The organism is Thauera sp. 27 (genome assembly GCF_000310125.2).
GTDB classification, from domain to species: domain Bacteria; phylum Pseudomonadota; class Gammaproteobacteria; order Burkholderiales; family Rhodocyclaceae; genus Thauera; species Thauera mechernichensis.
This window is the reverse complement of the sequence record NZ_AMXB01000032.1, coordinates 34,095-56,138: the sequence shown is the minus strand read 5'-3', so window position 1 is coordinate 56,138 and position 22,044 is coordinate 34,095. Positions and strand designations below refer to the sequence as shown.

Annotated in this window: 21 protein-coding genes; 6 read left to right on the top strand and 15 right to left on the bottom strand. The window is 66.4% G+C overall.

The annotated features are described in order from the left end of the window. Positions 1–180: 180 nt before the first annotated feature. A complete protein-coding gene (locus B447_RS16270) occupies positions 181–498 on the bottom strand; it encodes a DUF2322 family protein (protein WP_002942807.1) in 318 nt (105 codons plus the stop codon). 240 nt (positions 499–738) lie between these two features. Then, positions 739–2,115, bottom strand: coding sequence for an adenylosuccinate lyase (purB, locus tag B447_RS16265; RefSeq protein ID WP_002942804.1), 1,377 nt, complete (start codon positions 2,113–2,115; stop codon positions 739–741). 65 nt (positions 2,116–2,180) lie between these two features. Here purB and apaG point away from each other — a divergent pair, with 65 nt between their 5' ends. Then, positions 2,181–2,564, top strand: coding sequence for a Co2+/Mg2+ efflux protein ApaG (gene apaG, locus B447_RS16260; RefSeq protein ID WP_002932262.1), 384 nt, complete (start codon positions 2,181–2,183; stop codon positions 2,562–2,564). Between the two features lie 18 nt (positions 2,565–2,582). On the opposite strand, the gene B447_RS16255 is transcribed toward apaG, so the two are convergent. The 6 genes from B447_RS16255 to secA all read right to left on the bottom strand — a co-directional run bounded on the left by B447_RS16255 (position 2,583) and on the right by secA (position 13,311). Continuing rightward, on the bottom strand, positions 2,583–4,571 hold the full coding sequence (locus B447_RS16255) for a TonB-dependent receptor plug domain-containing protein (protein ID WP_054967142.1): 1,989 nt from the start codon (positions 4,569–4,571) through the stop codon (positions 2,583–2,585). Positions 4,572–4,764: 193 nt separating this feature from the next. Then, on the bottom strand, positions 4,765–6,063 hold the full coding sequence (locus tag B447_RS16250) for a diguanylate cyclase (protein WP_232431653.1): 1,299 nt from the start codon (positions 6,061–6,063) through the stop codon (positions 4,765–4,767). Positions 6,064–6,068: 5 nt separating this feature from the next. Then, positions 6,069–7,055 carry an ABC transporter substrate-binding protein gene (locus B447_RS16245; RefSeq protein WP_002942800.1) on the bottom strand — a complete coding sequence of 329 codons (987 nt, stop codon included), beginning with the start codon at positions 7,053–7,055 and terminating at the stop codon, positions 6,069–6,071. Then, complete coding sequence (locus B447_RS16240; RefSeq protein WP_002942798.1) at positions 7,052–9,124, bottom strand: TonB-dependent receptor plug domain-containing protein; 2,073 nt, start codon at positions 9,122–9,124, stop codon at positions 7,052–7,054. Before B447_RS16240 ends, B447_RS16245 begins: the two co-directional genes overlap by 4 nt. Positions 9,125–9,318: 194 nt before the next feature. After that, positions 9,319–10,557: a bifunctional glutamate N-acetyltransferase/amino-acid acetyltransferase ArgJ gene (gene argJ / locus B447_RS16235; RefSeq protein ID WP_002942797.1), complete on the bottom strand. Its 1,239-nt coding sequence runs from the start codon at positions 10,555–10,557 to the stop codon at positions 9,319–9,321. A gap of 18 nt (positions 10,558–10,575) precedes the next feature. After that, a complete protein-coding gene (secA, locus tag B447_RS16230; protein WP_002942796.1) occupies positions 10,576–13,311 on the bottom strand; it encodes a preprotein translocase subunit SecA in 2,736 nt (911 codons plus the stop codon). Between the two features lie 87 nt (positions 13,312–13,398). Here secA and B447_RS16225 point away from each other — a divergent pair, with 87 nt between their 5' ends. Next, positions 13,399–13,830: a DUF721 domain-containing protein gene (locus B447_RS16225; protein WP_002932256.1), complete on the top strand. Its 432-nt coding sequence runs from the start codon at positions 13,399–13,401 to the stop codon at positions 13,828–13,830. 21 nt (positions 13,831–13,851) lie between these two features. Here B447_RS16225 and B447_RS16220 read toward each other — a convergent pair whose 3' ends face one another. The 4 genes from B447_RS16220 to B447_RS16205 all read right to left on the bottom strand — a co-directional run bounded on the left by B447_RS16220 (position 13,852) and on the right by B447_RS16205 (position 16,922). After that, positions 13,852–14,040, bottom strand: coding sequence for a hypothetical protein (locus tag B447_RS16220; RefSeq protein WP_002942795.1), 189 nt, complete (start codon positions 14,038–14,040; stop codon positions 13,852–13,854). A 27-nt stretch (positions 14,041–14,067) separates the two neighbouring features. Continuing rightward, positions 14,068–14,994 carry a UDP-3-O-acyl-N-acetylglucosamine deacetylase gene (gene lpxC / locus B447_RS16215; protein ID WP_002932254.1) on the bottom strand — a complete coding sequence of 309 codons (927 nt, stop codon included), beginning with the start codon at positions 14,992–14,994 and terminating at the stop codon, positions 14,068–14,070. Positions 14,995–15,135: 141 nt separating this feature from the next. Beyond that, entirely contained in the window at positions 15,136–16,023 is an 888-nt protein-coding gene (locus B447_RS16210) for an NAD(P)-dependent oxidoreductase (protein ID WP_002942792.1), read from the bottom strand. 17 nt (positions 16,024–16,040) lie between these two features. Beyond that, a complete protein-coding gene (locus tag B447_RS16205) occupies positions 16,041–16,922 on the bottom strand; it encodes an NAD(P)-dependent oxidoreductase (RefSeq protein WP_002942791.1) in 882 nt (293 codons plus the stop codon). Positions 16,923–17,043: 121 nt separating this feature from the next. Here B447_RS16205 and ybiB point away from each other — a divergent pair, with 121 nt between their 5' ends. Then, a complete protein-coding gene (gene ybiB / locus B447_RS16200) occupies positions 17,044–17,958 on the top strand; it encodes a DNA-binding protein YbiB (protein ID WP_002942790.1) in 915 nt (304 codons plus the stop codon). Between the two features lie 48 nt (positions 17,959–18,006). Further along, entirely contained in the window at positions 18,007–18,372 is a 366-nt protein-coding gene (locus B447_RS16195; protein ID WP_002932243.1) for a PilZ domain-containing protein, read from the top strand. Positions 18,373–18,385: 13 nt separating this feature from the next. Here the strand turns inward: B447_RS16195 and B447_RS16190 are convergent, their stop codons facing one another. Beyond that, complete coding sequence (locus B447_RS16190) at positions 18,386–19,270, bottom strand: pirin family protein (protein WP_002942789.1); 885 nt, start codon at positions 19,268–19,270, stop codon at positions 18,386–18,388. A 71-nt stretch (positions 19,271–19,341) separates the two neighbouring features. Continuing rightward, positions 19,342–19,941, bottom strand: coding sequence for an FMN-dependent NADH-azoreductase (locus B447_RS16185; protein WP_002942788.1), 600 nt, complete (start codon positions 19,939–19,941; stop codon positions 19,342–19,344). 114 nt (positions 19,942–20,055) lie between these two features. Here B447_RS16185 and B447_RS16180 point away from each other — a divergent pair, with 114 nt between their 5' ends. After that, positions 20,056–21,000 carry a LysR family transcriptional regulator gene (locus tag B447_RS16180; RefSeq protein WP_002942780.1) on the top strand — a complete coding sequence of 315 codons (945 nt, stop codon included), beginning with the start codon at positions 20,056–20,058 and terminating at the stop codon, positions 20,998–21,000. Between the two features lie 36 nt (positions 21,001–21,036). Continuing rightward, positions 21,037–21,552: a disulfide bond formation protein B gene (locus B447_RS16175; protein ID WP_002942778.1), complete on the top strand. Its 516-nt coding sequence runs from the start codon at positions 21,037–21,039 to the stop codon at positions 21,550–21,552. 27 nt (positions 21,553–21,579) lie between these two features. On the opposite strand, the gene B447_RS16170 is transcribed toward B447_RS16175, so the two are convergent. Continuing rightward, entirely contained in the window at positions 21,580–21,900 is a 321-nt protein-coding gene (locus B447_RS16170; RefSeq protein WP_232431652.1) for a PilZ domain-containing protein, read from the bottom strand. Positions 21,901–22,044 lie beyond the last annotated feature (144 nt).

Genomic DNA, 22,044 nt, shown 5'->3' with positions numbered 1-22,044 from the left:
AAGAGGCGGTGGTCTGAGCCCGCGGTCTTCCGGATACGAGAAAGGCGCCTGCGGGCGCCTTTCTCGTATCCGGAAGACCGCGTGGGAGCGGCGCCCCCCGCGGCCGCGAGCTTGAACAAGATCGGCCGCCTGGATCGCCACAAGCAGAGCGCTTCGCGTGCCGACTTGTAACCCCAGCCCTCAAACTGCAAAAACCTGCTTGACCGTGAGCGTTTCGCCGCGCTCGATGAGACCGATCAGGCGGTCGATGTTGGGGTGCTTGCCTGGGTGGATGCGGGCGTCTTCAGTGTGCTCGGCGTAGAGCTCCAGCCCTTTCCTGGCCGCTTCCGGGCTGATCGCGCCGTAGAGCTGGGCGAGGTGGTTGTACACCACCAGTGAGCCGGCCTGACCGGGCTTGTTCTCGATGGTGGCGACGACCGCAGCAGCGGTATCGATGAGGTTGAGCGCGGCGAGATGAGAGACGCCGGGCAGTGTTTTCAGGTTGTCGGCGAAAGACATTCAGTGTTCCTTCCTTTGTGAGGGCGCTCAATGCAGGGGCCTGACCGCAGGCACGGTGAGCAAGGTGTTGTGGGAGCGGCGCCAGCCACGAGCTTTCTGCAGTCTCGCAGCATCGCCTTCAACCCCTCGCGGCTAGCGCCGCTCCCACGGGGGCTGGTGCGCGCGGTGCGTTGCTGTTGGAGCGGCGCCTGCCGCGAGCTTTTGCAGGCGCTGCGCCCACGTCACGCAAGGGGGGGGTTCTCAGATGCGCCGCGCCAGCTCCGCGGCTTTGCCGACATAGCTCGCCGGCGTCATCGCCAGCAAATGGTCGCGCGCCTCCGCCGGGATGGCCAGCGTGCGAACGAAGTCCTGCAGCGCCTCGCGGGTGATGCCCTTGCCGCGGGTCATGGCCTTGAGCTGCTCGTACGGGTTCTCGATGCCGTAGCGGCGCATCACCGTCTGCACCGGCTCGGCGAGGACTTCCCAGCACTCGTCGAGATCGGCCGCCAGGCGGGCCGGGTCGGCCTCGAGCTTGCCCAGGCCGCGCAGGCAGCTGTCGAGCGCGAGCACGGTGTGGCCGAAGCCCACGCCCATGTTGCGCAGCACGGTGGAATCGGTGAGGTCGCGCTGCATGCGCGAGATCGGCAGCTTCTCGGAGAAGTGCTTGAGCACCGCGTTGGCAAGGCCGAAGTTGCCCTCGGCGTTCTCGAAGTCGATCGGGTTGACCTTGTGCGGCATGGTCGAGGAGCCGACCTCGCCTTCCTTGAGCTTCTGCTTGAAGTAGCCGAGCGAGATGTACATCCAGATGTCGCGGCAGGCATCGATCAGTATGGTGTTGGCGCGGGCGATGGCGTCGAAGAGTTCGGCCATCGCGTCGTGCGGCTCGATCTGGATGGTGTATTCGTTGAAACTCAGGCCGAGCGACTCGATGAAGCGGCGGTTGAAGCCTTCCCAGTCGAACTCGGGCCAGGCCGACAGGTGGGCGTTGTAGTTACCGACCGCACCGTTGAACTTGGCAGTCATCGCGACGCCGGCAATCGCGGCGCGGACGCGCATCAGGCGCGCGGCGATATTCGCCATCTCCTTGCCGAGCGTGGTCGGGCTGGCAGGTTGGCCATGGGTGCGCGACAGCATCGGGAGGTCGGCCAGGGCATGGGCGAGCTCGCGGAAACGGGCGATTACGGCATCGAGCGCGGGCAGCAGCACACGGTCGCGGCCTTCGGCCAGCATCAGCGCATGCGAGGTGTTGTTGATGTCCTCGGAGGTACACGCAAAGTGGATGAACTCCGACACCTTCATCACCTCGGCGTTATGTCCCAGGCGCTTCTTGAGCCAGTACTCCATGGCCTTGACGTCATGGTTGGTGGTGGCCTCGATCGCCTTCACCGCTTCGCCGTCAGCGGTCGAGAAGTCTGCGACCACGGCGTCGAGCTCAGCCACGGTTGCCACCGAGAAGGGCGCGATCTCCGCCAGCGCGGCATCGGCTGCAAGCGCCTTGAGCCACTCAACCTCGACCTTGACGCGGTTGCGGATGAGACCGTGTTCGGAGAAATGGTCGCGCAGCCCGGCCACCTTGCCGTGGTAACGGCCATCGAGCGGGGACAGAGCGGTGAGCGGGGACGGCGAGGCATTCGACATGACGGAGCTTCCGGACAAAAGTGCTATTTTAACGCCTCCCCCTTCCCAGAAGAGAACAAACCACCGTGAGCACGCCGGAGCGCTACAAGATCGAGGTGACTGCCGTTGCCGAGTACGTCACCGCACAGTCCCGCCCCGAGGACGACCACTTCGTCTTCGCCTACCACGTCACCATCCGCAACCTTGGCACCGTGCCGGCACAGCTGCTTGCCCGCCACTGGGTCATCACCGACGGCAACGGCAAGGTGCAGGAGGTTCATGGCCAGGGCGTGATCGGCGAACAACCCTTGCTCGCACCTGGGGAGCATTTCGAGTACACCAGCGGCTGCGTACTGGAAACCCCGGTCGGCACCATGCACGGGCGCTATCAGATGCTTGCCGAGGACGAGCACCGCTTCGAGGCTGAAATTCCGCCATTCATGCTGGCCATGCCACGCGCCCTGCACTGAGACCGCGCCGGGCGCGGCTCAGAAGTCCAGGCTCAGGGATACCCAGTGGCGCCGGTCGACGATGCGCTGCATGCGTTCCTCGGCATGCGCACCGTTGAGGGACTGCACCGTATAGGCGATCTCGCCGCCGCGGGCGAAACCTGAAAACGGGTAGGACAGGCGCAGGTCGGTACGCTGATAGCTGTCGGTGTCGGTATTGCGGGTCCACTTGATGTCGTGCACCCAGTAGCGCGCCACCGCCAGGCTCACACCCATCGGCAAGCGCTGCATCCACAGCAGCGAGGTAGCCCGTCGCGGCGCGGAGCGCTCGGAGAGGGCGAAATAGCGCTCGGCGCCAGATCCGAACAAGTGGCTGCCGGCAGCTGCATGCAGTGTTCTGCCGAGCGTGCTGAAGTCAGCATCGATGTCGATGTGGGCATGCCCCACAACAATCCGTGTCGCATCTACGGGCTGCCACTTCCACTGCAGCTCGTGGCCCCTGATCTTCAGCTCATGCACGGCCTGCGCCGTCAGCGGCCCACCCGCCACCGTACGGATGCGGTGGATACGATCCGACACGCGCTCGTGGAAGACACGCAGGTCCAGGCTCATGCGCACAGCGCGCCAATCGCCGAGGTAGCCCAGTTCCCAGCTGTCCAGCCCCTCGGCGGGCAAGCCCGGGGTACCCGCCCATTCGATGCTCCCGTTGCTGGCAAGCTGGCTGGCCTTATAGTCCAGCGTCCCCGGCGTGCGCCAGGCCCTGGCATAACCAACGCGAACGGTGTTCTGCTCGTCGATATGGAAGCTTGCACTCGCGCGTGGCGCCACATGCGCACCGGCCAGCGAGTCGTACTCGTGCGACAGGCCAAGGTTGCCGGTAAACCAACCCAACGGTTTCCACTCCAGGTTGGCGAACAGACGCCCGACATCGCGGCTGACACGACCAACTCCATGCAGCATGGTCGCCGACTCGAGCGTGTCATGGCGCCAACTCCCCCCCCAGGCCATGCGTAACGAATCCACGGGGAGGAAGGTATGGAGCGCCTCGAATTCATGGCGGACGCCGCGGCCACCGTTGGGGTTGATACGCCCCAACTCCGGCCGGCCAGCAACATCGAAGCCAGCGTCGAGCCGATCGACATGATGGGTGTAGCGTAAGGATAGATCGGCGGACTCTGACAGCGCATGCAGCCAGCGCGCCTGCACCCAGGTCGATGACTGATCCGCACGCCGCAGCGGGTCGGAGGCTCGGGGGCCGATCGCAGTGCCGTCTGCAGCGATGCTGAGCCGCCCGACAAGCTGGTGCGCCTCGACGCGACCGATCTGCAACTCGAGCAAGCTGCGTGCATCGAGCTGCAGATCAGCCCGGAAATCGAACAGCCTGCTGCGGTTGCTGTCGCGCCAGTCACGATCGGCTGGCAGCACGTCGCGATGGTCCAGTCCATCGTCGGCACGCTCCTGGACGCTCAGCCTGAAGGCGCCGCCTTCACCCAGACCGCCGCCGCCCCGCACGCTGTAATCACGCACGCCGCCGCTACCCCGCTGTGTGCTGACCGAGAGCCCCTGGGCAAAAGCAGGCTCGACCGTAACGATGTTGATGACCCCCAGGAAGGCATTGGTGCCGTAAGAGACGGTATTGGAGCCCCGCACCACCTCGATGCGCTCGATGTCCTCGAGCGCCACTGGAACCAGCTCCCAGTTCATACCGCCGCGAAAGAGCGGCGAATGCAAAGAACGGCCATCCACCAGCACCTGCACGCGGGGCGAGTAGTCCGTGTCGTCGGTAATGCCGTGGTAATTGACCCGCGCCGGCTTGTCGCTGGGCGTGAAGGTCTGGAAGCCGGGCACCAGGCGAAACACCTCATGCAGAGAACGTGCCCCCGAGGCACGGATCATCGCGCGATCGATCACCGTTACCGCGCCAGGGGCGTCCTCCAGGCGCTGCGGCAAGCGGCTGACCGAGGCCACGATCGGAAGTGCGCTGAAGAACACGCCGTCATCCGCAGTGCCGACCAAGGGTGTCGCCATTCCTGCCGCCAGCAGCAGGCTCAACGCGCGCCGGACCACGCGAGCGCTTTGGGAGAAACGTCGGCCGCACACGGCGTGGCCGCACATGGCCATGCCCAGGGTCCCGCTCTTGGATCGACCAATATGCTTCATGTCGTCTCCCCCAATGTACTCCCCCGCACTGCTCCGGCAAGCACGCACATGCAGAACGCGCTCAGTCCGAAGAGCGCTGGTACTCGATGACACGGCCACGGCCGGCATGCTTTGCCTCGTAGCAGGCCTGGTCCGCTGCCTGCATCACCGCGGAAACGTCATTGATCATGCCTTCCATACGCGCCATGCCGATGCTCGCCCCCACCTTGAAGCTCCGCCCCGCACACACGAACTCGTAGGCGGCGACCGCATCGCACAACGCAGTTGCGATATGGTGGGCGTCCTCACGACCGCAACCGCGCAAAATCACCGCGAACTCGTCGCCACCGATGCGGAACACATGATCCTCCGCACGCAGGCGCGCACGCAACAAGCCAGCCAGCTCCCTCAGCAGGCGGTCTCCGGCCGCATGGCCGCAAGTATCATTGACCGGCTTGAAGCGATCGAGATCGATGTACAGCAGCGTCACTACATCGCCTGCGCGCCTGTGGATCGACACCGCCTGCTCGATCGATTCCTCGAAAGCGCGCCGGTTGGGCAGTCCGGTGAGCGGGTCATGGCGTGCCTGGTGTGCCAACTGGGCCGTCGCTTCCTCGATGCGTGCCTGCAGCGTCTGCTGGCTGTGCGCAATCGAATCCGCCATGGCGTTGAAGCCGGCCTCGAGCGCCCTCAGCTCCTCGCTCGTCGACTGCGCCGACACGCGCACATCGAGATCACCCGACGCCATCCGGCGAACAGCCTTGACGAGGGCCGCCACCGGCAGGCCGACCGAGCGTGCCAGACGCCACGCCATAGCCAACGCCCCCACGAGCACCACCAGAACGGCCGCGACAACAACCAACAGCAGGCGCCGCTTGGCCGCTTCACGTGCCGTAACATCCAGATCAACCTGCACCCAGCCAAGCCGCTCCGTCCGCAACACCTGCTGCGGCGTCGAATAGTCATCCACCTGCGGCGCCAGGCTCAGTACCGCGGTGGCGAACTGCAGCCGCCCGCCACGAGCTTCGACCACCACCTCGTCGGCCTCGACCATGCGCGCCGCCGACGGCAAGCCGACCAGCCCCTGACCGGCCACTCCAAGCAACTCGCCGTCAGCGTCGTAGAAGGCAACCGCAGCGACCTCCGCCTGTGCAAGCGCGCGTGCCATCAGGCTGTCGAGGGCCACCGGATTGCCCGACACGAGGACGTACTCGGCGGCAGGCCCGAGAAAACTCACGATCGCCCGCCCCCGTGCCAGGCTGGCCTCGTCGAGCTCGCGATGGCTCTGGTGGACAAACAGGCTGCCAAGTACCACGACGAAGGCCAGGCTGGGCACGAACAGGATCAGGGCCATCCTGACGCCGAGCGAAATCTTGCGCATCCAGCTCATCGCCGCGCCCCTCCCCCGGCAATGCGCTCACGCAGGATCTGTTCGTCGGGCACGGTGATGCCAAGCGCCTTGGCCACCGTCCGATTCACCTCCACCTCGAAGCGCTCAGGGTGGTGAATCCCGCCCAGCCCCTCGGCAGAGTGCAGGCCGGCATTGAGCAGGTCGGCGAGGTCGTATGCGATGTGCTCCGGTGAGCTGAACACCGCCGCAAGCGCGCCCGCGCTGACGTAGGCCGACGAGAAAGCGAACACCGGACGGCGGTGGCGATAACTGGTAAGCAGGATGGCACGTGCCGCCGCCGGGCTGGACACCAGGCTGTCCGGCAAGGGCAGCAGTGCGGCGTTACGCTCCAGCAGGACCTGCAGCGCGCCGACAAGCTCGGTCGAATCGGCGATACCCACGATATCGAGGGCGAGTTGTTGAGCGGTCGCGGCCTGATTGATCATCGGCTCCACGAAACGGCTGTCGGGCCCAAGCAGGACACCAAGCTGCGACGCCTGAGGCAGGATCGCGCGCACCAGGGCGAGGTGTCGCGCCACCGGCTGGTCGAGCACGATCGCGCCCAGGCTGCGCTGCGGAAACTCGCGCCTGAAGCGTTCGACGTCGCGCTGACCGACGAGGACGGCAAACACCGGTCGGTCGGACTGTCGCAAGGCCGCCTCCACCGCCTGCCGGCCCGCTGCGATCACGACATCCGTGCGCTCGAGCACGCCGTCTCGCGCCACCTCATCGAGCGCGGTGACCTCACGCACGCGATGCACGCCCGGCTTGGTCGCCTTGCGCAGCGTCTCGACGAACTGCTGCGCAGGCCCCTTGTCCCCCGGCGCCAGCAGCACCAGATCGAGCGCATGCGCCATCGGGGACAGCATCAGCAGCACGCAGGCGAACATGCGAACGAAGGCGCAGCGGACAGCATCGGCCGTCCTCGCGTGTTGCCGGCGACGGCCCGGCAGCGGCGGCGCCCGATCGTCCTCGGTGTTCACCAACCAAGCCTCAGGGTGGCAAACAGGAACGGCTGATGGCGGTACTTGCCGTTGTGGAAATCGGGGTACTTCCCGGTCGCGCTGAGGGCAGTCACGGAGAACTCGCTCTCGCTACCGGGGGCACCGAAACGGCGTGCGAGCTTGAGGTCGAAACGGTCGCCACGCGGAATGTAATCGCCACCGTTCATCCAGTAGTACTCACCGTTGCGGTAGTACCCGATGCTGGCCCGCCAGCGGTCGGGCAGATCCTTGATGAGCAGCACCGAGGTCGTCGCATGCGGCGCACTATCCGGGATGTCCCGATCGGTATAAGGCTCGCCCTTGTCGATGCGGACGAAGGCCTGGGAGAGCACGATCCGCCCCCAGCCCGCACGACGCCAGTCCACCGTGAACTCGGCGCCGGTCATGCGGAAATCGTTGCCATTGAAAAAGTAGAAGGCCTTCTGTCCGGGGACAATGGGCTGGAAATCCGGTCCTTCAGCTCCTGCACAGGTCTCGGCACGCCAGAACTCGCGATACTCGGCCGGCAATTCGTCGAAATCGAAACCATCGATGAAGGTCCTGCAGCTGCGGTCATCGATGAAACGCTCGTGATACTCGCGGAACACCCGCGTATCGAGCGTGATCCCCAGAGGCGCATACTGCGCGACGTAGCCCAGATCGATGAAGCGCATGCGCTCGCTCTGCAACGAACCCTGCGCGCGATACAGGATGCGGCGGATCACATCGCCTTCACGGTAGGTCTGGAAGGCGCGCGACTCCATCAGGCTGGGGGCACGGTAGGCCCTCCCCGCGGAAAGCCTGAGCGCAGAGAAATCGTCGAGTGCATAGTTGGCCGCAAAACGGGGCGAGAACAGGCGGCCACTGTAGTCGTGATGCTCGAGCGTCCCTCCCAGATTGATCCGCAGGGCTGCGAGCGGCTGCCACTCCAGGTTTCCGAAGAGCTGCCCGTGCGTGGCGTCGAGCCAATCTCGCCTGCCCAGCAGGCTGAAGGAACGCGCGCGCTCGGCACGCACGCCGAGCCCGAGCATGCCGCTGAGCGAAGACGACAGCCGCGTGCTGTACTGGAGTTCGACATCATCGCGGCGAACCTCGCTGTCACGGTCGGCATCGAAGCGATAGGAAACACCGTCGTACACGAACGGCCCAACCGTCCACCGACCCTGCTCGCGCTCGCTCTGATGGTAGTACTGCAGACTCAACGAGCGCTCGGCGTCGAGCTGCCGTACCCAGCCCGCCTGCAGATACAGCGAACGGTCGCGCTCGACATGCGAGGGGAAGTCGACGTAATCGGGACTGCCGCGCCAACTGGGCCCCTCGCTCACGCCGAACTGCAAGGCCAGTTGATCGCGACCCGTGGCATGCAGGGTCGCACTGAAGTTGGCAACCGTCCGGGTGATCTTCTCGGCATCGTGCCAGCGCTGGAACCCAGGGCGGCTCTCCAGATGCGGCTCGAAGTTCACCGCCGAGCGGCGCGAAGCCGACAACCGCCAGTCCAGCACGCCGGCACCGTTGCCGTTGATGCGAACGCCGTAGTCGTGGAATCCGTCCTTGCCGGCACGCAGGATGACCGCCTTGCCCACCTCGGTTGCCGGCGAACGGCTGATGATATTGATCACGCCCTGGAAGGCGTTGACGCCATAGGCGGCGCCGTTGGGGCCACGCACCACCTCCAGGCGCTCGATGTCATCGACCCGCAGGGGCAATCCGTCCCACTTGGTGTCACCCCACAAGGGGCTGTTGATCGTGCGGCCATCGATCATCACCTTGACGCGGCGATCGTAGGCGTCGCCCAGACCATGGCTGGCCACCGTAGGCGAGCCACTCGCCACATCGGCGACCAGAAAGCCCGGCACCAGGCGCAACAGGTCATGAATACGCGTGAAGCCCGAAGCCTCGATCATCTCGCGATCGATCACCGTGACCGCGGCTGGCGCATCGAGCGGCGACTGCGCAAGCCGCGTAGCCGTCAGGACAAGCGGAATATCGTCGAAGAAAGGGTCACTGCTGGCCTGAACGGCGAGGGGCAGCGCCACGGCGAGCGCAGCCAGTACGCGTACGGCGTTCACACCTACTTCACCCGGTAACCTATACGCCCGCATGCAGGTCCTCACAGCACATATTGCTTCAGCGTCCAGGCCACATCGCCGAACGCCAAGGACCCGATTGTGCCCCGATGTCCTGCCCGACAGCTACGCCTTGCGCCACTGCGAGTGACACAGGTCACGGCGCAGACACGCGGGTCGGGGCACGTTGCAGGGATTCAGCTCCGGTAGTCCGCGTTTATCTTGACATAGTCATAGGAAAAATCGCAGGTCCACACCGTGGCCGCTGCGCTGCCACGCGCGAGATCGATGCGGATCGTCAGTTCGGCGTGCTTCATGATCCGCGAGCCGGCCTCCTCGACGTAGCTGGCTGCGCGCCCACCGTGTTCGGCGACCAGCACGGCCTCGTCGGGGTTGCCCAGCCACACGCGCAACTTCGACACATCGAGATCGTCAATGCCGGCGTAGCCGATAGCCGCCAGGATACGGCCGAGGTTGGGGTCGGAGGCGAAGAAAGCGGTCTTGACCAGGGGTGAATGCGCGACCGCATAGGCGACCTTGCGGCACTCGTCGCGATCCGCACCGCCCTCGACTGCAATGCTCATGAACTTGGTCGCACCCTCGCCGTCACGCACGATGGCCTGGGCGAGCGCGATCGATACGTCGATGATCGCGGCACGCAGGGCCGCGAACTCGGCACTCGCAGCATCGACGACCTCATCGTTACCGGCGGCACCGGTAGCGACGAGCACGAAGGAGTCGTTGGTGGACGTGTCGCCATCGACGGTGATGCTGTTGAAGGACAGGTCGGCGGCCTCCCTGACCAGAGCGTCGAGCAGCGGCTGAGAAACAGCCGCGTCGCAGGCCAGGAAGCCAAGCATGGTCGCCATGTTGGGCCGGATCATGCCCGCGCCCTTGCTGATGCCTGTGAGGGTCACGGTCTTGCCACCGAGCTGCACCTGCCGCGACACCGCCTTGGCGAGCGTGTCCGTCGTCATGATGGCGTGCGCGGCATCGAACCAGCCGTCCGCGCGCAGGTCGGCGAGCGCCTTGGGCAGACCGGCGACCAGGCGGTCCATCGGCAGCGGCTCGAGAATCACGCCCGTGGAGAAAGGCAGCACCTGGCTGGCGTCGATACCCATCTCCGCAGCCAGCGCAGCGCAGGTGGCCTGGGCATTGGCGACGCCGGATTCGCCGGTACCGGCATTGGCCACCCCGGTGTTGATCACCAAGGCACGGACGGCTCCATCAGGCAGATGCGCCTTGCAGACCTGGACCGGCGCAGCGCAGAAGCGGTTGCGGGTGAACACGCCCGCGGCACGGCTGCCGGGGGCGAGCTCGATCACCGTCAGGTCACGACGGTTGGCCTTGCGAATGCCGGCCTCGGCGACGCCCAGGCGCACGCCCTGGACGGGCAGGAGTTCGGCAGGGTTCGGGGTGGCGAGATTGACGGCCATGCGTGTCTCCGGTGCAGATCAGTTGAGTTTGCCGTGGCAGTGCTTGTACTTCTTGCCCGAGCCGCAGGGGCAGGGGTCGTTGCGCCCGACCTTGGGCGCGGCATTGACCTGCGGCTGCGCGCCGCCCTGCCCCGCCTCGGTGTTGCCAAGCGCCTCGTCGTAATCGGCGTGCTGGTACTTCACGTTCTCGACCTGTTGCGGCGGCTCGGCCTGTTCGAGCTGAGATTCGGTGCGGATCTGCACCGTCATCAGGATCTTGGTGACGTCGGCACGTACGGTGTCGAGCAGCCCCTCGAACAGCTCGAAGGACTCGCGCTTGTACTCCTGCTTGGGGTTTTTCTGCGCATAGCCGCGCAGGTGGATACCCTGGCGCAGATGGTCAAGCGCCGCCAGATGCTCGCGCCAGTGGGTATCCAGGCTCTGCAGCATGACGTTGCGCTCGAACTGGTGCCACGCCGCCGGATCGACGACCGCGGTCTTGGCCGCATAGGCCTCCTCGCCCGCCTGCACGATACGTTCGAGGATGGCCTCGTCGTCCAGGCTGGGCTCGGCCTTCACCCACTCGCCCACCGGCAGCTTGAGCTGGCACTCGGCGAGCAGGGCCTGCTCCAGCGCCGGGATCTCCCACTGCTCCTCGACGCTCTCGGCCGGCACATAGCGACGGAAGATGTCGTGCAGCACGCCTTGTCGCATGGCGCGGATGGTGTCGGAGATGTCCTCGCTCTCGAGCAGTTCGTTGCGCTGCTGATAGACCACCTTGCGCTGGTCGTTGGAAACGTCGTCGTATTCGAGCAGCTGCTTGCGGATATCGAAGTTGCGCTGCTCGACCTTGCGCTGCGCGGACTCGAGCGAGCGCGTGACCATCGCGTGCTCGATCGCCTCACCCTCGGGCATCTTCAGGCGCACCATGATGGCGTTGAGGCGCTCGCCGGCGAAGATCTTCATCAGCGGATCTTCAAGCGACAGGTAGAAGCGGCTCGAGCCAGGATCGCCCTGGCGGCCGGAGCGGCCACGCAGCTGGTTGTCGATGCGGCGCGACTCGTGGCGCTCGGTGCCGATGATGTGCAGGCCGCCGGCGGCGAGCACCTGCTCATGCACCTTGGCCCACTCGGCACGCAGGGCACTGACGCGGGCCTCGAGCTCATCGGGCGGGACACTCGAGTCCTCGCGCAGCGCGGCCACCGGCTTCTCGATGTTGCCGCCGAGCACGATGTCGGTGCCGCGGCCCGCCATGTTGGTGGCGATCGTGACCACGCCGGGACGACCGGCCTGGGAGACGATCTGCGCCTCGCTATCGTGCTGCTTGGCGTTGAGCAGCTGGTGATCGATCTTCGCCTTCTTGAGCAGACCGGAGAGGAACTCGTTGGTCTCGATCGAGGTGGTACCGACCAGCACCGGCTGGCCACGCTCGACGCAGCCGCGGATGTCCTCGATCACCGCATCCCACTTCTCCTTCGCGGTGCGATAGACCTTGTCGTTCTCGTCCTTGCGCTGCATCGGCCGGTTGGTCGGAATGACCACGGTCTCGAGGCTGTAGATGGAGTGGAACTCGAAGGCTTCGGTGTCGGCCGTACCGGTCATGCCGGCGAGCTTGCCGTACATGCGGAAGTAGTTCTGGAAGGTGATCGAGGCCAGCGTCTGGTTCTCGGCCTGGATGCGCACGCCCTCCTTGGCCTCGACCGCCTGGTGCAGGCCGTCCGACCAGCGCCGGCCCGGCATCAGGCGGCCGGTGAACTCGTCGACGATGACCACCTCGCCGTTCTGCACCACGTACTGCTGGTCCTTGTGGTACAGCGCATGTGCGCGCAGCGCAGCATAGAGATGGTGCACCAGCAGGATGTTGGCGGGGTCGTAAAGCCCACCACCCTCGGCGAGCAGGCCCATGCGCACGAGGATCTGCTCGGCGGTCTCGTGGCCTTGCTCGGTGAGCAGCACCTGGTGGGCCTTGAGGTCGACCGTGTAGTCGCCGGCCTCGATGACCTCGTCCTTGTCGTTGAGGCCACCCTCCTGCTTCTTCAGCAGCGGCGCGACCTGGTTCATCTTGAGGTAGAGCTCGGTGTGATCCTCGGCCTGGCCGGAGATGATCAGCGGAGTGCGCGCTTCGTCGATCAGGATGGAGTCCACCTCATCGACGATGGCGAAGTTCAGACCGCGCTGCACGCGCTCGCCGAGCGAATACACCATGTTGTCGCGCAGGTAGTCGAAGCCGAACTCGTTGTTGGTGCCGTAGGTGATGTCGGCAGCGTAGGCGGCCTGCTTCTGGTCGTGCGACATGCGTGACATGTTGCAGCCGGTGGTGAGCCCGAGGAAACCGTAGATCCGCCCCATCCACTCGGCGTCGCGGCTGGCCAGGTAGTCATTCACCGTGATGACGTGCACGCCCTTGCCCGACAGCGCATTGAGGTAGGCCGGCAGGGTCGCGACCAGGGTCTTGCCCTCGCCGGTGCGCATCTCGGCGATCTTGCCGTTGTGCAGCACCATGCCGCCGACGAGCTGGACGTCGAAGTGGCGCATGCCATGCACGCGCTTGCCGGCCTCGCGCACCACCGCGAAGGCCTCGGGCAGCAGGGCATCGAGCGTTTCGCCGTTGGCCACGCGCTGCTTGAACTCCGCGGTCTTGCCCCGCAAGGCCTCATCGGACAGCGCGGAGATCTCTGGCTCGAGTGCGTTGATCCTGCGCACGGTCTGGAAGTACTGGCGGACGAGGCGGTCGTTGCGACTACCGAAGATTTTCTTGAGCAGGCCGGAGATCATGTTTGGGGGTCGACGTCAATTCGGCAAAGGCGGCAGTTTATCATGTCGGACTCGATCACCTGATGACGCTTGTCGAGCCCGCGCACGATGTCCCAACTGCTGCACCGCTTCCTCGGCCAGGGCGACGCCCTCGCCCGCCTGCAGGACCATGCCGCCCGCCTGCGCCGCCTGCAGGGGGCGCTCGAACGCGGCCTGCCGCCTCAGCTTGTCGGCCAATGCCAGGTGGCGAACCTGAAGGACGGCACGCTCACGGTCAGCGCGCGCGGCGGCGCGGCGGCCGTGCGCCTGCGGCAGATGCTGCCCAGCCTCGTCGAGCACCTGGTCCGAGCAGGACATGCGGTGCAGGCCATCAAGGTCAAGGTGGGTACGCCGGAGCAGGTGCAATGGCGCCCGCCACCTGCCGAGCGCCACCTGTCGAACGACGCGAAGGACAATCTGAGCAAGTTCGCGCAAAGCCTGCCGCCCGATTCGCCGCTGCGCGAATCGCTCGAGCGCCTGGTGCGCCGCAGCCGCCAGTAGACGAGCGCCGCGACGACAGGATCAGACCATCGGCGCGAGCACGCGCTCGATCGCGAACAGGGCGAAGAAGACGAATATCACCACGACCGCAGCGCGAAAGGATTTCCACGCCCAGGCCTTGTAGCGCGGATTGCCGGTGAGCTGCCACAGAATCACCGAGCCGCCGATCGCCAGCACGGCGAGCAGCAGCAGCAGGCGCATGATCAGCATGGGGTCGCGACCTTCATCTGCGGACGCTCAGGCGAAAGCCTGCGCCAACGGCGCAAACTGGTGGGAGACGGCGGCCGGTGTGCTCGCATCCTTCTCGAAGGTGACGATCTCCCAGGCCTCCTGATCTTCGAGCAGCACGCGCAGGATCTGGTTGTTGAGCGCATGGCCGGCCTTGTGCGCCGAGTAGGCGGCCAGCAGCGGATGGCCGCACAGGTAGAGATCACCGATCGCGTCGAGCACCTTGTGCTTGACGAATTCGTCCGCGTAGCGCAGCCCCTCGGCGTTGAGCACGCGATACTCATCCATGACGATCGCGTTTTCCAGACTGCCGCCCAGCGCCAGGCCATTGGCGCGCATGAACTCGACATCCTGCATGAAGCCGAAGGTGCGCGCGCGCGCGACGTCGCGCACGTAGGACTGCTCGGCGAAGTCGACCTTCACGCGAGTGGAGGTGCTGTCGATGGCCGGGTGGTTGAACACGATCGAGAACGACAGGCTGAAGCCGTCATACGGCTCAAGCCTGACCCATTTGTCGCCTTCGACATATTCGACCGCCTTCTTGACGCGCATGAACTTCTTGGGCGCCTTCTGCTCCTCGATGCCCGCCGACTGCAATAGAAAGACGAAGGGCGCCGAGCTGCCGTCGAGGATCGGGATCTCGGGCGCATCGACGTCGACATGCAGGTTGTCGACACCCAGGCCGGCGAGCGCCGACATCAGGTGCTCGACCGTACCGACCTTGTGGCCACCCTGCTCCAGGCCCGAGCACATGCGGGTGTCGCACACCGCATACGGGTCGGCCGGCAGCGTGAGCGGCGGCTCGAGATCCACGCGATGAAACACGATGCCCGTGTCGGGCGCCGCCGGGCGCAGGGTCAGGTTCACCTTGCGTCCGCCGTGCAGGCCGACACCCGTGGCCTTGACGATGGATTTGAGGGTACGTTGCCTGATCATGTCTATTGTCCTTTTTGATCAGGCATTTTAGCACGCACCCCCGTGACGCCCCGGCTATCGCGGTCATGCAGACAGGCTGTTGCGCAAGCAGATGTTGCAGCGCAACCACGCCTGCACAAGGCCTCGGCCGCGACTCGGAACTCAAGTCCGCAATCGGCCCTGAGCCTGCGTGGCCTCCAGCACCCGCAGCAGGCTGGAGATGTCGTCGCGCCCCATCCCCTGCGCCATCAGCGCGTTGAGTTGCTGCCAGACCTGAGCCGCGATCGGCAGCGGCACAGCTGCCGTCGCTGCCTCGTTCATCAGGATGCCGAAGTCCTTATGGTGGAGCCGTGCCTCGATCCCGGCCGAAAAGTCCCGGCGCACCATCTTGTCGCCCATGATCTCCAGCATGCGTGAGGACGCCGAGCCCCCCAACAGCGCCGTGCGCACCGCCGCCAGATCGACGCCGTGGGCTGCAGCCAGGCGCATGGCCTCGGCGCAGGCCTGGACGACTGACACCATGATCATCTGGTTGCAGGCCTTGGCCACCTGGCCGGCGCCCGGCGGACCGATGTGCACGATGCGCTTGCCAAGCACCTCGAGCAGCGGACGTACGCGCTCCAGCACCTCGGGATGGGCGCCGGCCATGATCGCCAGCGTTGCATCGCGCGCGCCCTGGGGCCCACCGGAGACGGGCGCATCCACCCAGTCGACGCCCTGGCGCGCGTAGCGCTCGGCCAGGCGACGCGCCGTATCAGGGGCGATAGTGCTCATGTCGAGATGGATGGCGCCTTTGGCAAAACCCTCGGCGAGTCCGTCCCCGCCGAAGGCGAGCGCCTCCACGTCCGCGCTCGCGGTGACGATGGTCACCACCACCTCGCTGCGTGCCGCCAGTTCGGCCGGGGTGGCACACAAGGGCACCCCCTCGGCGACCAGGCCAGCCGCGGACTCCGGCCGCCGCGCCCACACCGCAAGGGGGTGCCCGGCAGCGCGCAAATGGCGTGCCATCGACTCGCCCATTGCGCCCAGGCCGATGAAACCGATCCTCATGCCCATGCCCTCCTGTTTCACTCGGCCGCAGCGCCGCTCATGCGCTCGAGCAGCTTGAGCACGGCAACCGAATCGTCCTCGCCCAGGCCGCTGCCGACCATGGCATTGAACAGCTGCGTCGTCGCCGCAGCCGATGGCAGGGCGAGCCCGAGCCGGTGCGCCTCCTCCATGACGATGCGCATGTCCTTCTGGTGCATCCAGGCCTTGAAGCCAGGTTTGAAGTTGCGCTCCAGCATGCGCTGACCGTGGTTCTCCAGGATGCGCGAATACGCGAAGCCGCCCAGCAAAGCCTCGCGCACGCGCGCAGCGTCGACCCCACTGCGCGTGGCGAAATTGAGCGCTTCGGCCACTGCCGCCACACCGACGCCGGTAAGGATCTGATTGCAGGCCTTGGCGACCTGGCCGGCACCGGCGTCACCGATGCGGGTGATCGAGCGCCCCATGGCCTCGAGCAGGGGCAGCACGCGCGCAAAAGCATCGGCATCACCGCCGGCCATGATGGTGAGCGAGCCCGCAATGGCGCCGACCTCTCCTCCCGACACCGGCGCATCGAGCGCCGTCACGCCGCGCGCCGCCAGACGGGCTGCAATCGACTGCGCTGCGGCCGGTGCGATGGTACTCATGTCGATATGGATGTGACCCGCCCCTGCCGCCTCGGCCACGCCTGCCGGGCCGAGCGTCACCTGCTCCACGTCGGGCGCATCGGCCACCATGCTGATCGTCACTGCCGCCCGTCTGGCGACATCGGCCGCGCTCTCGCACTCACCCGCGCCAGCCGCCAGCAGCGGCTCCATCGACGCGCGACGGCGGCTCCAGACATGCACGCGATGACCTGCCTTGATCAGGTTGAGCGCCATGGGCCGGCCCATCAGGCCGAGTCCGATGAATCCAACTTCCATTCGATAGATCTCCGTGGGGGATAGGTTCGGCACGGCATGCACCGGAAGCCGAGCGAGGCCTGCACGCGCACACCGCCTTTGCCGCTGGCAGGGCGGCAGGAAGCCCGCCATAATCCGGGCCATGAACTACGGCGCAATCATCAAGGAAATCGGGCGGGGCGCCAAGGGCGCACGCGACCTCGACACGGACACGGCGGCCGCGCTGTTCGGCGACATGCTCGACGGTCGCATTCCCGAACTCGAGCTCGGCGCCATCCTGATCGCCTTCCGCATCAAGAGCGAGGCCCTGCCCGAACTGCTCGGCTTCAAGCAGGCGATGGACGCGCGCAGCGCCCAGGTCCAGGTACCGGCGGGCCCCCGCTGCGTCGTCCTGCCGACCTACAACGGCGCACGCCGCCAGGCCAATCTGATGCCGCTGGTGGCGATGCTGCTGGCACGTGAGGGCGTTCCGGTGCTGATCCAGGGTCGTCACGACTTCGACACCCGGGTCAGCCCGTTCGAGCTGCTTGACGAGCTCGACCTGCGCCCGGCGGCCGACACCGCCGAGGCCGCAGCGCAACTCGCGGACCGCCGCCTGGCGTGCATCAGCCTCCAGCGCCTGCTACCGGGTCTCGACCCCCTGCTTGCCCTGCGCACCCGCATGGGCGTGCGCGCCAGCGGCCACACCATGGCCAAGCTGATCGACCCCTGCCGCGGACGCAGCGTGCGCGTGGTGGCGGTCACCCACCCCGAGTACCTCGAGCGCATGGATGCCTTCCTGCGCCTGGACGGTGGGCGCTCGATGCTGCTACGTGGCACCGAGGGCGAGATCTACGCCAACCCTCGCCGCTGCCCGGAAATGAAAGCCTACGTCGACGGTGAGACGCGGCTGGCCGTCGCGGGCGAAGAAGGCGGCGCCCCACCGCTACCCGGGCTGCCAGACCTGCCGGGCGTCACCGACAACGCAGCACTCATCCGCGCCATGCTCGCGGGCGACGCCCCCATACCCGCCCCGATCACCGCGCAGGTCGCGGCGCTGAAAGCGCTCGCGCACTGAACACCGCGCGGGCGCAACACACAAGCCAACCCAAGGACTGATCGCGACATGGACACGCCCGAGCACAGACACTTCGCCCGCATCGGCTTTCACCACGGAGCCCGCTTCAGCGTCGCCGGACACACCGAGGCCTGCGAGATCCTCGACCTTTCACTCAAGGGCGCACTGCTGCAGTTGCAGGACGGAGCGGCGATCACTTCTGGCGCCAGCTGCAGCCTCGAGCTCGTGCTCGATGACGGCGAGGCCGTGGTGCGCATGGACGGCCATGTGGCGCACTGCAGCGCGGGCCGGATAGGGCTCGCATGCACTGCAATCGACCTCGACAGCATCACCCACCTGCGCCGCCTGATCGAACTCAACCAGGGCGACGCCACACTGCTCGAGCGCGAACTCGCCGCCCTGCTGCCGCACTGAACACGCCTGTCGATCAGGCCGCAAACCGGCCCGCGCGGTAATCGGCGACCGCCTGATAGATCTCCTGCTCGGTGTTCATCACGAACGGGCCGTACTGGGCAATCGGCTCGCCCAGGGGGCGGCCGGCAACGAGCAGCACACGTGCATCGGCCCTGGCCTCCAGCCGCACACCATCGCTGGCAGCCTCATTGGCAAGGATGGCCATGGTGTGCTCGGGCACCACCTGCCCCGCAACCGTCAACTGACCCTGATAGGCGTAGATGAAGGCGTTGTGCTCCACCGCCAGCGGCTGCTCGAACTGCGCCCCCGCAGGCAGGTGAATGTCCAGATAGAGCGGCGCCGTGGCGGTGCGCGTCACTGCACCGCCCACGCCATGGCTCTCGCCCGCGATCACGGTGACCTCGACCCCGGCTGCGGTGCGCACGCGTGGCAGCTCGCGGGCGGCGAAATCCCGGTACCAAGGTGCGCTCATCTTGTCGCTCGCCGGCAGGTTCAACCACAGCTGGAAGCCCGCCATCAGTCCGTCTTCCTGTTGCGGAATCTCCGAGTGGATCACCCCCCGGCCAGCCGTCATCCACTGCACGCCACCACTTTCCAGCAAGCCCTCGTTCCCGGCGCTATCGCGATGCAGCAGACGGCCGGCGATCATGTAGGTCACCGTCTCGAAGCCGCGGTGTGGATGATCGGGGAAGCCGGCGATGTAATCCTCGGCCCGATCGCTGCCGAAGGCATCGAGCATCAGGAAAGGATCGAGACGGCGCTGCAGGGACTGTGTCAGCACGCGCGTCAGCTTCACGCCTGCACCATCGGAGGTCGGTACGCCGGTAACCAGACGTTCGACCGTGCGCGGCTGCACCACCGTAACCACAGGACTGGCACCTGCTGTCGTTGCACTCATGTCTGCTCTCCTCATGTCTGTCCTACCGCTGGCAATGCTGCGGCGGACGGGTCCGCCGCAGTTGCCGAAACTCACCCCAAGGCGACGGCGATATCCGCCTCAGCCTCGGCAAAGCCCTGCCGGGCCGACTCGTCACCCATGTTCAGCCCTTCCGCATACACGAAGCGCACATCGGTCATCCCCAGGAAAGCAAACACCGTCTGCAGGAAGGGCGTCTGGGTGTCGGCCGGCGTACCGCGGTAGCGGCCACCGCGAGCGAAGGCGACGATCACCTTCTTGCCCTTGAGCAGGCCCTCGGGCCCACGCTCGGTATAGCGGAAGGTGACACCGGCGCGAGCGATCGCGTCGATCCAGTTCTTGAGCTGAGTCGAGATGCCAAAGTTGTACATCGGTACGCCGATCACGATCACGTCGGCAGCCTGCACCTCGGCAATCAAGGCGTCGCTCTCGGCCACGCGGACCGCCTGTTCCGGCGTACGCTGGTCGGCGGGGGTGAACAGCGCACCGAGCGCCCCTTCATCGATCACCGGGGCAGGATCGCGCGCCAGGTCACGCAGCACGATCAGCGCCTCGGGGTGGGTCGACTTCAGACGGGCAACGATGTCGCTGGCGACACGGGTGGAGTTGGCGCCTTCAGTGCGGGCACTGCCGTTGATCTGCAGAATGTTCATGTTCTCTCTCCTTGGGACGCTTGGGGTCAGGGTCTTGTTGCAACACGGTGATGAGAGTCTAATCGTGCCTATTTAATTGATTAACCCCCCATTTAGAGCAACATTGTCTCAAAATTGGAACAATACGACCCCGCCGACCTGCTGATCTTCGCCCGCGTGGCAGAGGGTGGCAGCTTCACCGCCGCTGCCGACCGCCTCGGCCTGCCCAAGTCCACGGTCTCGCGCCGCATCTCCATGCTCGAGGAGCAGCTAGGGGAACGGCTGCTGCTGCGCACGACCCGACGCCTGACTGTCACCGAGTTCGGCGAGGCACTGCTCGAGCATGCACGCCAGGTCGCAAGCGAGATTGACGCTGTAAAGGCCCTCGCAGAAAGCCGCCAGGCCCGCCCCAGCGGACGCTTGCGCGTGTCGATGCCGAGCGACTTCGCCAACCTCCTGCTCACCGACGCCCTGGCCGCCTTCTGCGCCCTGCACCCCGCGGTGGCGCTGGAACTGGACCTGTCGCCACGGCGGGTCGACCTGCTCGGCGAGAACTTCGACATCGCCATCCGCATGGGCGAACTACCCGACGACACCGTGCTCGCCGCGCGCCGCCTGGCGGTGTTCCCTGCCGGACTTTATGCTGCCCCCGCATACCTCGCCGAGCATGGCGAACCCGAGCGCCCTGACGCACTCAACCAGCACCGCGCGCTGCGGCTGCTCGGACGCGGAGGCGCCCCATTAGGCTGGACGCTGATGCGGGGCGAGGAACGCTGGCAAGGCACGCCACCCGGCAGCATCACTGCAAACTCACCCGAGCTACTGATCCGACTGGCCCGCGGCGGCGCAGGCATTACCGCGGTACCGGACTACTTCGCCGCCCCCTACGTGCGCCGCGGGGAACTGCGCCGGGTGCTCGCGGCGTGGTGCCTGCCCACCCACACGGCGTGGGCGGTGTTCCCGGGAAGACGGCTGATGCCGGCCAAGACACGCGCTTTTCTGGACATGCTGCAGGCTGCACTGGGCACGGGGACCGCGGCGGGAACCGAAACCGCGACACCACGCTCCGAGGACGCATGACCTACAATGGGCGCCCGCCCAGGAAACCGATACCCGATGTCCCTGATCCACACCCTGCTGCACCTGCCGGCGCGCGTGCTCTACCTCGCCCTGTTCGCCACCGCCATCGGCCTGCTTGGCTTCGGACTCTACCTGCAGCACGTAGGGGGGCTGGAACCCTGCCCGATGTGCATCATGCAGCGTTATGCCTTCCTGGGCGTGGCACTCGTTGCCCTGGTCGGCGGCCTGCACGGCCCGGGCCGCAGCGGCAGCCGCGTGTACGCGGCGCTGATCGCCGTGGGCGCGCTTGGCGGCGGCGGCATCGCCGCGCGCCAGAGCTGGATGCAGCTCTTTCCGCCTGAGATCCCGGAGTGTGGCCCAGGATTGGAATTCATGCTGGAGAGCTTCCCTCTGGGCGAGGCCCTGCCAATGATCTTCCGTGGCGCGGGCGACTGCGTCGCCATCGACTGGACCTTCCTCGGACTGTCGATCGCCAACTGGTCGCTGGTAACCTTCACCGCCACCTTCGCCTTTGCGCTGTGGATGCTGGTCCGCCGGGAGGCGGCACGCTGAGACAGGCCGCGCCGATGGGGCGCGCGCTCAGTCGACCACGCGCACGATCTGGCCGCCGATCTCGTAGCGGCCATCACCGAGCGCATTGCAGCGCGTAACCTCGAGCTTGGTGATCAACGGCGGGCGGTCCGGTGTCGGCGAACCAAGCGGCCCCAGCACGGCAACGTCGATGACCTCGTTGCGCCCCGGCACATAGGCCGCATGCAGCGTCATGCCTCCCACCCCGATCTCGATGCAGGTCGCGTCTACCCGTTCGCCGTTACGCAACGCGATGTAGGCGGGGCACCCCAGCGGCAAGCGCCGATTGAGGCGTCGATCCTGGTGCGGCGGTACGTCATTCGTGGCCATATGCATCCCGGAGCTGATGAGCATCGCGTGATTCTAGCGCTTGCCGCTGCCACAGGTGTCTTCCCCGCTCGAAGCATCAGCGGTCCGGCGTGCACAAGCGCACGGCGCCGGGCACAGGGACGTGAGCCCCGTCATCCCGTCCAG